The sequence below is a fragment of the Pseudomonas sp. Root329 genome (assembly GCF_001424925.1).
Lineage (GTDB): Bacteria > Pseudomonadota > Gammaproteobacteria > Pseudomonadales > Pseudomonadaceae > Aquipseudomonas > Aquipseudomonas arabinosi.
On sequence record NZ_LMCV01000003.1, the window covers coordinates 230,111 to 244,650 of the forward strand.

Consider the following 14,540-nt stretch of genomic DNA (forward strand, 5'->3'; position numbering starts at 1 on the left):
AAGTTCGACTGGGTATTTGTAGGGGTGGTATTAGGCTTGGTCAATAACAGTGATAATGCAAAATGTTTGTTATTGGAGTAAGCGCTATAACGGATTTCGATTCTTCGCTTCAATCCATTGCGCCATGTATTGCGTGCTTTTATGGTGGTGATGACGCAACATGCTTCCCGTAAAGTTATCGCTTCTAAGTTGTGCCAAGTGTTGTTGGCAATACAATAACTTTTCGATCAGCGCCGGACCATGCTCCGATTGTCGATAACGATCGGCCAGCAATGCCTTCCCTTGGGATTGGGCGTCCGTCCACAGAGCCTTGTCCTTGTACAGCTGAACCGCGCAATCGGCGAACGCCTGTGCTGTGCGGGTCACGGCCCCCGGCCAGAGATGTTCGCCATGCATCGCTTCTGCGCCGATTGGCGTTGTGATCGTGGGCGTGCCACACAACATGGCGTCGACAATTTTGCCTTTGATTCCGGCACCGAAGCGTAGGGGGGCCAGACAAATCCGTGCGCCAGACATGACTTTTAACGCATCTTCCGCCCAGTTCATTACATGAAAACCCTGGCCGGGGTTATGCAACGCAGTCGCTTTGGGCGGTGTGTAAGCACCGTAAATGTGCAATTGAGCCGTTGGCAGTTGTTGGCGGATCAGCGGCCAGACAGTGGTTTTCATCCAGAGCACCGCATCCCAGTTGGGCGCATGACGGAAGTTGCCGATACTGAGAAAGTGCGCGCGATCTTCAAAAGAAACCGGTGGCACGCTCGGTAGATCGACCATCAGCGGGCACCAGTGCAGCAAGTGGCGCGGCAGCTTGAATTGCTCGACCAGCAACTCGATCTCTACTTCTGAAATCATCAGATTCAAGTCGCAACGATAAATCGCTGCGATTTCCCGTTTAGCCAGATCGGTCTCGGCCATGAGTTCGAACTCTTCACGTAACGCCGGCGCGAACAAATCGGTGAAATCATTGGCGTCGTCACTGGCCTTCAAACGCTCCTTGAGGCGTTGATGGCGGGCATCTCGCAGGCTTCGCAGATCAGAGGTCTCAAGTACGCGCAAGGCAGCGGGACAATGTTTTTCAACGCGCCAGCCGAACTGTTCTTCCATCATGAACTGATCGAACAGAACGATATCCGGGGCCAGTTCGCTGATGAACGTGTCGAAACTGCTGTTGTTCAATTCGATCGGGACTTCGCGAATGCCCAAGACCGTCAGGTCTGCCCGGTGTTCACCGGTGCCGGCCGGGCTACTGAAAGTAATGTCCCAGCCTTGCTGCAAGAAGGTCTCGAGAATTTGCATCATGTGCCCGCTGGCCGCAGAAGAACGGGGCTCAGGCCAGACGTAACCAATGACCAGGACTTTGGTGGAGGAGGGCTGACTCATGGGGCATTCCTTGATGCGGGCACTGGGCGTCGAAAAAGCGCGCAATTAAACCACAGTCAGTTGTTTTCATTCAGCCAATCTGCCGCAGGCCCGCCCTGCGGCGGATCGTGTGGCTTAAACCGGATTCAACTTCACAACAACCTCCCATCCGATGTAGCCGTTCTGGCTTCTTTCGAGCGCCTTCGACATCGTCTCAATGTTTAGCCGGTACGAGACTGGATCTTTCGATAACTGGCTAAGCAGTGATGTGGTCAGTGCGAACGAATCCGCATTATTGAAAGCGTTGGCCTTGTCGATCACTTTCAGCGTATCCAGATCACGCAGGTGGCCGGAGGCCAGGTTCATCAGCGGAGCAACATCCAGTCGTTGGTAGTTACCTTGGCGTCCGGATACTGGAAGGTGGGCATAGGAGTGATCCAGTGTGTTGGGGGCTCCATGAAACAACTCATGAACAATGTCATCGGCGAGTACATCATGGCTATAGCCTTCGGTACGGAACTGCCGATTGAAGTTATGGGTATAGATGCGCATGAACTTCTTTTGGGTTGCTTCCTTCGGGATTGCGCGTGCCCATTCTGCATACAAGTCCGGGTTCAGGGCTGCGAAACTTTGCGACTCGGCAGAGTCCAGGATGAAGTTGTCGGGTGTGACTTTGGCAATATCTTTTTTTACTTCGTTCAGGTAATTCAGAACTTTGCGTCGACCTTGACTGGAGTTGTCACCTAACAGCAGTTTCACAATCTTCCCAGAGTCGGTTTCAAGTGATGCGTTCGTCAGGACTCTGATGGCATCGTCGACCTTTGCTCTAGAGGCTGGCAACGCGTCCTTGAGCAGTTTGCGGGTGTAGGATGCCGGCATCAGCTGATCCAGCTTGAGCAGATGCCAGATTTTCATTGGTTCGAAGTTGTTGAGCTTCGCTCCCCATGGCTGACCGTGCCGGTTGAGTGCGTACCAATGGTCGTTCTGGCGTATACCCCAGACCCGGAAAAGGTCTTTCGAAGATTCCACGGGGCGCCAAGTTCCGAAACGAATGATGTCTGGATCGCCGGCTCTGGCCAATTGCTCGAATTGAGTCTGACCTGCCAACCGGCGAAGATCGGAAGTGGCGTTTTCCAAGGCCGCAACGCTCCCGTTAAAACCTTTGCGCAACAGTTTTGCGCCACCTGTCAGCAAATCCGGAACGCCATCCAGCGGATTTAGCAAGCTGCTCACCAGGCCCAGGCCAGTCTTGGCCATGGCGCTGGCTTTCGTTGCAAGGGTCATGCTTCTGGCGGCAAGACTGGCTACCTTAGCGATGGCCCCGACCACCAACAGAAGTGTCATCGCAGCTTCCAGGGTGCAGGCAGCTACTCCTTGGAACTGTCGATCCAGATCGTCTGAACTGATGTCTTCGAAGCATGATTTGAACGGGATGACAATATTGAGAAACGTGTTCAAATCTTCTTCACGTTCTGCGCGCAATGCCTCCAGTCGGGTTTGCCCCCAACATTCTTTTACCAACTCATCGTAGGTTGCGATTGGCCGGTGCTTGAGCACGAAGTTCACGAGCGGGTCGAATTCACTTGAATAGAAACTTTGGTAATAGCCTTTGCTTTCAATGTTCGAAGGCAGGAGTGTCGCTGATAGTTCCCCGATTTTTTCAATGACGCCACGACTGGTATTGACGAGGCCAGGTATGACTCCATGGGTGTAGCACTCGATGTCCGTGGGCAGTTGATGCACCGGTGCCGGATAGTAGTGGTTTTTTTTACTGCTGCGGGGGCTTGTATGCAATAGGTTCTCCTTTTCGATCAACTCGGCCAGTTCCGTGTTTTCACGGCAGACTCCGTGCAAGGTGAACAGCTCATAACAACTCAGTCGTCCTTCGAAATAGGTACACATCACCACGCCGTAACGACCGGTGGCCTGCTCTTTGTCTTTCTGACTCTCCATGGGAACCGTCGGCCCGGCGAACTCAAGGAGTGACGAGAGTGGAACACTCGGCGAGGTCAATTCAAGGAGTGACGAGAATGGAGTCATGGGGGGGAGGATGATTGGATGAGGAGTGGCGACTGAAGGCCGTACAGAGAATATCGTCACCTGTCCGCGCAGCAGCCTTGCCCGATCAGGAAGCGGCAAGGATGAAAGGGCCAGTTTCAAATGCGTACTCATGGCCTGCGCATGTGACACATAGTTCCGATTGAATTGGCGGTAAAACTCTCCATCCGGAGAAATCAGGTTGGGGAGCATCTTTGGAAACGCTGTATAAATACTCTCTCCATGTTTCAAGTCCCAATCACCTGTCTGCAGGTCGTTGGACATGAGCAGGTCTACAGGGGATATGAGGAACGATTCGGCAAAGGCGTCTTGCAGTGTTCGATTGCTCTTTTGGTGAAGGACGTCATTTTCAAGATAGGTGCATCCCTTGGCGACTTGCTTGAGGATGTCCAGGGCGATGCTCTTGCGGGTCGGCAAGGGGCGAGACAATGTTTCAGCCGTTTCAGCGTAGGTTTTCGCATGGCGGGCGTAAGCGGCCACTGCCACTTCAAGTGAATCCTTGACCGACCGGTTTACTTCATTATGGGTGACGATACCGTTGAGCAACGCCCAGTCGATCACTGGATCTACAGCAGCCAAGGCATTGAGTGCCTGTTGCGACTCGGTGACTGAGACGGACTTCATCAGGTGTTGTATTTGCGCGTGGGTCATTGAGCGCGACGATCCCGGTGAAATGATTTCCTGCACCGCGATGGTCCGGCAGTAATCAACCCATTGCGGGGTGCCTAATAGCAGAGTAGGCGGCAAGTCCTTGACCAGAAACTCCGGCGCGGTGCCGGCCAGCAATAAATGCGAGGCCAGCGCCGCGTTGTGTTCAGTGATTCGGTGGTTATTGATCAGATATCTTTCGAACTCCGTTTGAACACTGGCGAAAGACTTCTCTATGTGTCGGGCCGCATAGAGATCGAAACCGGCCACTTGATTGCGCGGCTCTTGCTCCCCGACCATCGGATGGAGATCCAGCAGTAGCGCGGTCAAAAGTATTTGCTGGAGAGACTCATCCGATAAGGGCTGATTATCTTGCGCACCATACCAATCCAGGTCCCGTACAAAACTTTTTGCCCAGATTAGAGCAATTGAACTGGAAACAAGCGTTTTCAGATAATACTCCGCATCATATCGATTGAAGGGGATGGATCGTCCACCCAGAATAGTGTCTGACAGATGTTCCAATAATGGTTCGCCCTTGGTGTGTTCCTTGATAAGTGCTCGAAGCTGGTAGCACTGTGCTGATGACATAGTGAGCGGATTGTTTTCCCCGACCTGTATCATTTCCCAATAGTTGCCCAATGGCGGACTGACGGGATGTGGCTGTTCCAGGAATGCAATCAGGTTCTGGGCATCGATGAGCGTCCGAGGGAGGAGGTAACGATGGAATCTCAACCATTGAATCATGCTGACTTGGTCATCAAGGGTGACGACGCCACCGGTCAATTGCGCCATTTCAACCAATACAACAAGATCATCGTTCAGATCCGGAGCCAGTTTGAATGCACCCTCGAAACTCAGGGTTCTGCCTGCGCAGTGTGCCTTGACCTGACCATTAGCGGTGACTTCAAACAGTGAGTCTTCGGACAGCCGGAGTTTCATCAAAAGGTTTTTGAAAGAGGCTTTTTCGACCATGTTTCGCAACATGACTCTTGCGGGCTGGAGAGCTTCTTCTAGCGATGAGCCAGACTCCAGGGAGATGAAAACACCTTCCAGACTGACTTCCTTGGAGTGACTGTGGTCTTGCACTCGACGCTTTAATTTGTCGAGAAATTCCCAGCGTTCTATATTGTCTTTTCGGCTGTTGTGATCTTCGTGCGGGATATAAGCAGAAGGTCTGGATAAGTGTCTTCGAAAGGTATTGGCTGTATTTATAATGGTCATGGCGAATCCATATATTTCTGGGTTGTATGTTTGAGGTATCCTCTTTTAATGTTTGAGTGATGGCAAGTTGGCGTATGTAAGTGTGTGTTGCATTTGTGTGGAAATAATGATCGCTTTAGTTGGTTGTCATGTTGTTAGGGTGTAAAGACCTCTCCGCTATAACTGGCAGAGGTCAGGTGATTTATTACATTTTTAAATAATGCTTTTGACTTTGACAGTCAAGAAAACACGACAACCCCCACAGAGCAAAAGAGTGAGATTGTCGTGTTTGATTTACTGACCCTGGATGCCGGGTAGCGTTCTGCAAAACGCCTCATCGGCGGGTGGCGCCTGATTCGGATACGTATCCGGAAGCACCTTGACCATCGTCGTTTCGACAACGCCGTCCGCGTACTCAGATTCGAAGAACTCTGCGCTCCAACCCACCTTGGGAGCACGGAGAGTTGTCTGGACGTCCATTGAGGCCGGCAATTGTGCTGCGGTGTAGCGCACGCCGCAGTTGTACCTGAAGTCTCGGGCCTTCGGGTTGTGGGCTGTCCATTGGGTCACCTTGATCGGCATTTCGGACAAGGTCAGGTGCAACTTGGTCGATGTGGCGTCCAGGCGCTGTTCCTGTGCCTTTAACCTCGGTGCGGTATTGCCGGTCTGCCGCCGCTTGATATAAGGAATCAGGTTCGCTTCAACAAACGCCCGCACATCGTGGGCGGAATTGGGAATGACCCGAAGTGTGTTGTCACCCGGCAGGTCTGGAAAATACTGGCGTGAAGCATCCGGGATGAAGAAGTCATCGCCACTGGCGTTGACAATGTATTTCGGGATCTTCAAGCGGTCGATGTAGCCGGACAGATTCCGATAGGTCATCGGATCTTCGACCTGCATCAGCTTCTTGAACGGCTCGCTCTTGCGTTGGGCGATCACGCCTTGCAAGTAGTAGTCGATGTACGCCAGGGGCCAGTTACCGCCGTAGGCCAGAAACKTCTGGTCGAACACTTTGTCCGTATTCAAGACGTCGATGACAAACGGCACGATGCTATCGACGCGCGAGTCCGCAAGGGCGGACAGCCATACCGCCCAACCGCGTTTCGACGCGCCGGTGGCAAGAAAGCTCACGACCTGGCCTGGCGGCGTTTCCTTTTGCGCCAGGTCCATGGCCTTGACCAGCGCTTCCATCATCGGCACATGCAGCGACATAAAGGGTTGTTGTTCCGGGGCCTGCATGAATAGCTTCCAGCTGTGGGCAACGCTGCCATCTTCTGTCCGAGGCACGCCGTCATCGCTGTAGGTCAAATACTGGTTAGGGACATTGCTGACGGCCACTACGATCAAACCGGTTTGCCGGGAAATGTTGAGCAGTGTTTGCGGCGAAAAGTTGTTGGGTGCTCCCGGAGACTCACCGGGCAAAGGGTTGTTGACGCCATCGTTGGCGACCAGCACGGCACGCGTACCCTTGACGTTGTCGGGAATGTACAGGTCGACTCCATGAGTCCAGTTTGCCGGGGTGACTTGACCGCCCTGGCCCCAGGACTGTGACGTCAGCTCGAAGCGCCGGATGTTGACGCCGGGCTGTTGCTCTTGTCCCTTACTGATGTAGCGCAGCGGTTGCGTCGCTTCGGCTTTGCGATAGCAGCTCAATACTTCGCTGAACGCCTGTCCGCTCTGTTCAAAGCAGTGTTGGGGATTGTCGGAAGAGGCTGATCGGCAACCATATCCGGCGGTGAGCATCAGCAATAATCCGCTGATCTTCAAATAACGTGCGTAGCGTTCGGTTCGACTCGGCATGGACTCGGCTCCTTATGAGTGGGAATTACCGGTCCAATCAAACGCCAGGCGGGCGACCTTTTCTACTGTCAGAGTTGACAGGTCAGAACCCCAAAACGCCGAAAAATGCAGCCTTACGTCGGTTTATGCAGAAAAGTGGTGGGGCCAAGATGCCCAGTCAACAGTCTCAGGCCAGCATGCCTTTGACCTTGTCGCGCAGCTGATCAATCGAAAACGGTTTGCCGATCACCGACATGCCTGCGGGCACATCAATACTTTCGGCATAGCCGCTGGCGAACAAAATCGGCAACTCAGGGCGCAGCATCCGCGCCTGGGTAGCCAGTTCACGGCCGTCCATCACCGGCAAACCAACGTCTGTCATCATCAAATCGATGTACTGATCTTCATCGTTGAGAAACTCCAGCGCCTGTTCACTGCCATCGGCCTCGAGCACCTTGAACTCGAGCTCCTCCAGCACATCGACAATCAGCATGCGCACGATGGCGTCGTCTTCGACGACAAGGATGATGGACGCGTTGACGGGCATAGTGGGGGTTCTCAGAGGATGAATTCGTGGTTGTCGGTCGATCGAAATCGCCGGGCTCTTGCTTGAGTAAGTGACGGAACCCGACAAGTTCCCACGCGGTAGAAAAAAGAATAGCCGCACAAGTGCTGGCAAGGATAACCGCTCCTTTGCGCTGGAGCAGTGGAATGTAGGATTTTGCTCGAAAAGGTGTCAGAAAATTGGATCAATCCGGCGCTTTTGGGGCAAACTCCTTGGTTTTCAACAGTTCGACAAGGTTTCCCCCATGACATCCGCGTCTTCGGTTGATGAGCAACGATTCCGTAAACTCCTGAGCCGCAACGTCAGCCTGCCGTTGGGTGTCGGCGTGCTCAGTGCAGTGTTCTTTGTTTTGCTGATTACTTATCTGCTGTCGATGATCCAGTGGGTCGAGCACACCGACCGGGTGATCAATAACGCGAATGAATCGATCAAGCTGACCGTCGATCTGGAAACCGGTATGCGCGGCTTCCTGCTCACTGGCGACGAGCACTTCCTTGAACCCTACGAAACGGCCAAGCCACGAATCGCTGTCGCCCTCAATACCTTGCTCGAACTGACTGCGGACAACCCGGTGCAGACCGACCGTCTGCACCGGCTCCAGGCCTTGCAGAATGAGTGGGCCACTTACGCGCAGGCATTAATTGACTTGCAGCGATCCAGCGGCGATTACCGCAGCGCGGTCAAGGCCGGGCGCGGCAAGCGGCTGACCGATGAGATCCGAAAGCAATTCGAAGACGTGATCGACATGGAGCAGCAGTTGCGTACTACGCGCAACGAGGAAGTGCGCCGCACCACGATCTGGAGCATCAGCCTTTACCTGTTGTTCATCGCCGGGATCAGCGCCTTGCTGGCCTACATTGGTCGTAGGGACTTGCTCAACCTTTCGCAAAGTTATAGCGCCAACCTCGCCGGTCAACAGGCCAGCGCTCGTCGCCTGGAACAGCAGGCCTGGTTGCGCAATGGCCAGACCGAACTGGCCGAACAAGTGCTGGGGCAACTGTCGCTTAACCTGCTGGGCCGCAACATTCTGCAGTTCTGCGCGCAGTACCTGGGCACCGCCGTAGCAGCCATTTATGTCCGCGAAGAACATGGCGGTCTCAAGCGCATTGCCTCTTACGGTTTCTCCCGCGAGCAGGAAGCGCGCGAACAGCAGATTTATAGCGATGAAGGCATTGTCGGCCAGGTAGCGAACCAGGCTCGCTTGATCCGTCTCGATGACGTACCGAGCGATTACTTCAAGGTCAGTTCCGGCCTGGGCGAAGGTCTGCCGCATAGCGTGCTGGTCGTGCCGACCAGTGACGACGATCGGGTCAACGGTGTGATCGAACTGGGCTTTCTGCGCCCGCTGACGGACCGCGATGTTGAATTGCTTGAACTGATTGCCGGCAACATCGGCACGTCCATCGAGGCTGCTCGCTATCGCCAGCGCTTGCAGGAAGTGCTGGCCGAAACCCAGCAGCTCAATGAAGAGCTACAGGTTCAACAAGAAGAACTCAAGACTGCCAACGAAGAGCTGGAAGAGCAGTCGCGGATTCTCAAGGAGTCCCAGGCGCACCTGGAGACCCAGCAGGTCGAGCTTGAACAAACCAATGAGCAGCTCGCCGAGCAAGCGCAGATCCTCGCCGACCAGCGCGACGCCATGGACCTGAAGAACAGCGAGCTCAATCAGGCCCAGACCCAGCTCGAAGAACGCGCCGAAGAGTTGCAGCGCTCGAGCAAGTACAAGTCTGAATTCCTCGCCAACATGTCCCACGAGTTGCGCACGCCGCTGAACAGCTCGTTGATCCTCGCCAAGTTGCTGGCGGAAAACCCTCAGGAAAATCTCAGCGCCGAGCAGGTCAAGTTTGCCGAGTCGATTTACTCTGCCGGCAATGATTTGCTCAACTTGATCAACGACATTCTCGACATTTCCAAGGTCGAGGCCGGCAAGCTTGAGATGCGACCGGAGAACACCAGTGTCGCGCGTCTGGTGGACGGCTTGCGCGGGATGTTCCAGCCCCTGGCGACCGACAAGAAACTGGATTTCCAGGTCGAGGTGCAGGCCAGTGCGCCGATGATGATCTTCACCGACCGCCAACGTCTGGAGCAGGTCATCAAGAACCTGCTGTCCAACGCGGTGAAATTCACCGAAAAAGGCACGGTCAGCCTGACGGTCGCCAGCCAGCCCAGCGAGGGTATCGCCTTTATCATTCGCGATTCAGGGATTGGCATTGCCGCGGATCAGCAGGACAGCATTTTCGAAGCCTTCCGCCAGGCCGATGGCACCACCAATCGCCGTTACGGTGGCACCGGCCTGGGCTTGTCGATTTCCCGTGACCTGGCCGCCTTGCTCGGCGGTTCCATCAGTGTCACCAGCGAGCCGGGGCAGGGCAGTGTGTTTACGCTGGTTTTGCCGCAGCAATACGTCGAACCGGGCGAGGATCCTGTCGAGGCGATGAGAGCCACGCCGGTTGCCTTTACACCGAGAGTGACGCCCGCTGCGCTGGTACCAGTGATCGCCGAAGTTGAAATTCCGCGTTTCGACGACGATCGCACCAAGGCACCCTTCGCCACTCGTTGCATTCTGGTGGTGGAAGATGAGCCGAACTTCGCCAATATCCTTTACGACCTGGCGCATGAGCTGGGGTATCAATGCCTGGTGGCGCACGGCGCGGACGAGGGTTACGACCTGGCCAAGGAATTCATCCCGGACGCCATTCTGCTGGACATGCGTCTGCCGGATCATTCCGGGTTGACTGTGTTGCAACGCCTGAAGGAACACGCCGAAACCCGGCACATTCCGGTGCATGTGATTTCGGTGGAAGACCGGGTCGAAGCCGCGATGCACATGGGCGCTATCGGTTATGCGGTCAAGCCGACCACCCGCGAAGAGCTCAAGGACGTGTTTGCCCGCCTTGAGGCCAAGCTGACCCAGAAAGTCAAACGCGTCCTGCTGGTCGAAGACGATGATGTACAGCGCGACAGCATTGCCCGGCTAATCGGCGACGATGACATCGAAATCACTGCCGTTGGCCTGGCGCAGGATGCGCTGGATCTGCTGCGCACGACGATTTTCGACTGCATGATCATCGACCTGAAGCTGCCGGACATGCTCGGCAACGACCTGCTCAAGCGCATGTCCACGGAAGATATCTGCTCGTTCCCTCCAGTGATCGTCTACACCGGGCGCAACCTGACCCGGGACGAAGAGGCCGAGCTGCGCAAGTATTCGCGCTCGATCATCATCAAGGGCGCCCGCTCGCCAGAGCGTTTGCTGGATGAGGTCACACTCTTTCTGCACAAAGTCGAATCCAGGTTGTCCCATGAACGCCAGAGGATGCTCAAGACCGCGCGCAGCCGCGACAAGGTCTTCGAGGGTCGCAAGGTGCTGCTGGTGGACGACGATGTACGCAACATCTTCGCCCTGACCAGTGCCCTGGAGCAAAAGGGTGCAATCGTGGTCATCGGCCGAAACGGCCGTGAAGCGATTGAAAGACTGAATGAAGTCGAGGACATCGATTTGGTGTTGATGGACGTAATGATGCCGGAGATGGATGGTTTCGAAGCCACCATCGAGATCCGCAAGGACCCGCGCTGGCGCAAGCTGCCGATCATTGCGGTGACGGCCAAGGCCATGAAGGACGATCAGGAGCGCTGTTTGCAAGCGGGCTCCAATGATTACCTGGCCAAGCCCATCGACCTGGATCGCCTGTTCTCACTGATTCGCGTGTGGTTACCAAAAATGGAACGCATTTAGTGGAACGCAATTTTTCAGCGGAGCGAAATAGCGAAATCGAAATTCGCTTGTTGATCGAGGCGATCTACCTCAAATACAGCTATGACTTTCGCGACTACTCCGGCGCTTCGATCAAGCGCCGGGTCAATCACGCGTTGAGCCAGTTCGAGTGCACGACCATTTCAGCGTTGCAGGAAAAGGTCTTGCACGACCCGACGGCGTTCATGCAGTTGCTGCAACTGCTGACGATCCCGGTCAGCGAAATGTTCCGCGACCCTTCGCATTTCCTGGCGATCCGTCAGGAAGTGGTGCCGCTGCTCAAGACTTACCCCTCGATCAAGATCTGGATCGCCGGTTGCAGCACGGGTGAAGAGGTCTATTCGATGGCCATTCTGCTGCGCGAAGAAGGCTTGCTCGATCGCACCATCATTTACGCCACCGACATCAACCCGCGCTCGCTGGACAAGGCCAAGCAAGGGATTTTCTCCATGGAGAATGTCCGCGCCTACACTCATAACTACCAGCAGGCAGGTGGCCAGCGTTCGTTCGCCGACTACTACACGGCGGCCTACGGTTACGCGATTTTCGACAAGACGTTGTGTGAAAACGTGACCTTCGCCGATCACAGCCTGGCGACTGACAGTGTCTTTTCAGAAACTCAATTAATTTCGTGTCGTAATGTTTTGATTTACTTCAACAAAAAGCTTCAGAATCGTGCTTTCGGTTTGTTCCATGAATCCCTTTGTCATCGAGGATTTTTGGTGCTGGGCAGCAAGGAAACCCTGGATTTTTCGGCCTTCGGCAACCAGTTCGAGCCGTTGGTGAAACAAGAACGGATTTACCGCAAATCATGAACAGTGCAGCGGTTTTGCCTTCCATAGAGGCCATCGTGATCGGCGCCTCGGCCGGCGGAGTGGAGGCGTTGCTGAATATCCTCAGCCCACTGCGAGAAGGCTTCAAGCTGCCGATCATCGTGGTTTTGCACCTGCCGGACGAACGTCGCAGCCAACTGGCCGAGGTGTTCGCACGGCGAGTCGCCATGCCTGTAATGGAAGCCCGCGACAAGACGCAGGTCGAAGCCGGTACGCTGTATTTCGCGACTCCGGGTTATCACTTGTCGGTGGAGCAGGACCGCAGTTTTTCCTTGAGCCTGGAAGCCCACGTGCATTATTCGCGACCGGCCATCGATTACCTGTTCGAGTCGGCCGCCGATGCCTACGGTTCAGCCCTGGCCGCGGTGTTGTTGACCGGCGCCAACCGCGATGGCGCCCGCGGTCTGGCCCAGGTCAAGCGTCGTGGCGGCATGACCATTGTCCAGGACCCGGATGAAGCCCAGGTCGCGACCATGCCTCAGGCGGCGCTTGATATACACCAGCCGGACCACATTCTCCCTATACGCGGCATCGGCCGTCTGCTTGTCGAGCTGGAACGAATCGCATGTTAAGTACTATCCAGGCCAAATTGCTGATCGTCGACGATCTGCCGGAGAACCTGTTGGCGCTCGAGGCACTGATCAAGCGTGAAGACCGTATCGTCTACAAAGCCTTGTCCGCCGATGAAGCCTTGTCGCTGTTGCTGCAACACGAATTCGCCATGGCCATTCTCGACGTGCAGATGCCCGGCATGAACGGCTTCGAGCTGGCCGAGCTGATGCGCGGCACGGAAATGACCAAGAACATTCCGATCGTGTTCGTCAGTGCGGGCGGTCGTGAGCTGAACTACGCGTTCAAGGGCTACGAAAGCGGTGCCGTGGATTTCCTCTACAAGCCGCTGGATATCCACGCGGTCAAGAGCAAGGTCAACGTGTTTGTCGAACTGTATCGCCAAAGCAAGGCGATGAAACAGCAGGTCGAAGAGCTGGAGCAAAGCCGCCGCGAGCAGGAAGCGCTGCTCAAGCAGTTACAGAGTACCCAGCTGGAACTGGAGCAAGCGGTGCGCATGCGCGATGACTTCATGTCCATCGTAGCCCACGAAGTCCGCACGCCGCTCAATGGCCTGATCCTCGAAACCCAGTTGCGCAAGATGCACCTGGCCCGGGATAACACTGCGGCGTTCACCCTGGACAAGATGCATGCGATGGTCGACCGCGATGAGCGGCAGATCAAAAGCCTGATCCGACTGATCGAAGACATGCTCGACGTATCGCGCATTCGCACCGGCAAGTTGTCGATCCGACCGACGCGCTTCGATCTGTCGGCGCTGGTTCGCGGCTTGTTGCAGAACTTTGCCCCGCAGATCGACGCTGCCGAGTCCACGGTCACCCTGGAGGCCGAGCAACCGGTGGTGGGCAGCTGGGACGAGTTTCGCGTTGAACAGGTGATTTCCAACCTGCTGACCAATGCGTTGCGCTACGGCGCCAAGAGTCCGATCACCGTTAAGGTGTACAGTGAGAGCGGTCAGGCTCGGGTGGACGTACGCGATCTCGGGATCGGCATCGGCGAAGAGAACCAGAAGCGTATTTTCCAGCAGTTCGAACGCGTCACGGCCAAACACGCTGTCGCGGGGTTGGGTCTGGGATTGTTTATTTCCGAGCAGATTGTGGCCGCCCATGGCGGTTCCATTACCGTCGAAAGCCGGATTGGCGAAGGCGCCTTGTTTCGCGTTTGTCTGCCGCTGTAGGAAAACAGCCAGAAAAACGCAACCTCTGATCGACCCCACGGTCGTATCAGCAGCTATTGACCGAACAAAGGCTTCCCATGAGTGAAGATGCACAAGACGTCGTATTGATCGTCGAAGATGACCCCTCCATTTTGATGGTGCTGTCGGCCTATCTGTCGGGTGAGGGCTACCGGGTGTTGCAGGCCGAAAACGGCGAGCAAGCCTTCGAAATTCTGTCGAGCAAACCCCACCTGGACATGATGATCACCGACTTCCGCCTGCCGGGTGGAATCTCTGGTGTCCAGATCGCTGAACCTGCCGTGAAGCTGCGACCGGAACTCAAGGTGATCTTTATCAGCGGTTATCCGCAGGAGATCCGCGAGACGGACAGCCCGATCACCCGTAAAGCACCGATTCTGGCCAAACCGTTCGATCTGGATGTACTGCAAGAGCTTATGCAGGAAATGCTGTCGTAAGGTGCTTTGCTCCTACGGGTAATGCTGGGTACATATCCGTTTCTGCGGTGATGGCTGATTACGGTTTCGCTTTTACAGCGAGTCACTTGGAAAAGCCCCAAGTAACCAAGGGCTCTTGCCCCGCCATTCGGTGCCTCGC

At 55.2% G+C, this 14,540-nt stretch carries 9 protein-coding genes; 5 read left to right on the forward strand and 4 right to left on the reverse strand.

Annotated features, from left to right (window positions below):
• Window positions 1-84: 84 nt before the first annotated feature.
• The 4 genes from ASC74_RS06050 to ASC74_RS06065 form a co-directional block, all read right to left on the reverse strand.
• On the reverse strand, window positions 85-1,380 hold the full coding sequence (locus ASC74_RS06050) for a glycosyltransferase (RefSeq protein ID WP_056740070.1): 1,296 nt from the start codon (window positions 1,378-1,380) through the stop codon (window positions 85-87).
• 114 nt (window positions 1,381-1,494) lie between these two features.
• A complete protein-coding gene (locus ASC74_RS06055; protein WP_056740072.1) occupies window positions 1,495-5,289 on the reverse strand; it encodes a hypothetical protein in 3,795 nt (1,264 codons plus the stop codon).
• A 273-nt stretch (window positions 5,290-5,562) separates the two neighbouring features.
• Complete coding sequence (locus ASC74_RS06060) at window positions 5,563-7,068, reverse strand: PhoPQ-activated protein PqaA family protein (RefSeq protein WP_082555773.1); 1,506 nt, start codon at window positions 7,066-7,068, stop codon at window positions 5,563-5,565.
• Between the two features lie 166 nt (window positions 7,069-7,234).
• Window positions 7,235-7,594 (reverse strand): response regulator, encoded by a 360-nt coding sequence (locus ASC74_RS06065; RefSeq protein WP_056740074.1) that lies wholly within the window; start codon window positions 7,592-7,594, stop codon window positions 7,235-7,237.
• A 262-nt stretch (window positions 7,595-7,856) separates the two neighbouring features.
• Between ASC74_RS06065 and ASC74_RS06070 the strand changes: the two genes are divergently transcribed.
• From ASC74_RS06070 to ASC74_RS06090, 5 genes are all read left to right on the forward strand, one after another.
• Entirely contained in the window at window positions 7,857-11,348 is a 3,492-nt protein-coding gene (locus ASC74_RS06070) for a response regulator (protein ID WP_056740076.1), read from the forward strand.
• On the forward strand, window positions 11,348-12,181 hold the full coding sequence (locus tag ASC74_RS06075) for a CheR family methyltransferase (protein ID WP_056740078.1): 834 nt from the start codon (window positions 11,348-11,350) through the stop codon (window positions 12,179-12,181). Before ASC74_RS06070 ends, ASC74_RS06075 begins: the two co-directional genes overlap by 1 nt.
• Window positions 12,178-12,771, forward strand: a complete 594-nt coding sequence (locus tag ASC74_RS06080) for a chemotaxis protein CheB (protein ID WP_056740080.1) — start codon at window positions 12,178-12,180, stop codon at window positions 12,769-12,771. The genes ASC74_RS06075 and ASC74_RS06080 overlap by 4 nt, the downstream gene beginning before the upstream one ends.
• Complete coding sequence (locus ASC74_RS06085) at window positions 12,765-13,946, forward strand: hybrid sensor histidine kinase/response regulator (RefSeq protein WP_056740082.1); 1,182 nt, start codon at window positions 12,765-12,767, stop codon at window positions 13,944-13,946. Before ASC74_RS06080 ends, ASC74_RS06085 begins: the two co-directional genes overlap by 7 nt.
• Before the next feature lie 77 nt (window positions 13,947-14,023).
• Window positions 14,024-14,401, forward strand: a complete 378-nt coding sequence (locus ASC74_RS06090; protein WP_008146959.1) for a response regulator — start codon at window positions 14,024-14,026, stop codon at window positions 14,399-14,401.
• The last annotated feature ends 139 nt before the right edge of the window (window positions 14,402-14,540 follow it).

Excerpts from the sequence above, each read along its gene's own strand:
- ASC74_RS06050 (WP_056740070.1), bottom strand. The coding sequence starts at position 1,380 with ATGAGTCAGCCCTCCTCCACCAAAGTCCTGGTCATTGGTTACGTCTGG.
- ASC74_RS06085 (WP_056740082.1), top strand. The coding sequence starts at position 12,765 with ATGTTAAGTACTATCCAGGCCAAATTGCTGATCGTCGACGATCTGCCG.
- ASC74_RS06070 (WP_056740076.1), top strand. The coding sequence starts at position 7,857 with ATGACATCCGCGTCTTCGGTTGATGAGCAACGATTCCGTAAACTCCTG.
- ASC74_RS06090 (WP_008146959.1), top strand. The coding sequence starts at position 14,024 with ATGAGTGAAGATGCACAAGACGTCGTATTGATCGTCGAAGATGACCCC.
- ASC74_RS06080 (WP_056740080.1), top strand. The coding sequence starts at position 12,178 with ATGAACAGTGCAGCGGTTTTGCCTTCCATAGAGGCCATCGTGATCGGC.
- ASC74_RS06055 (WP_056740072.1), bottom strand. The coding sequence starts at position 5,289 with ATGACCATTATAAATACAGCCAATACCTTTCGAAGACACTTATCCAGA.
- ASC74_RS06065 (WP_056740074.1), bottom strand. The coding sequence starts at position 7,594 with ATGCCCGTCAACGCGTCCATCATCCTTGTCGTCGAAGACGACGCCATC.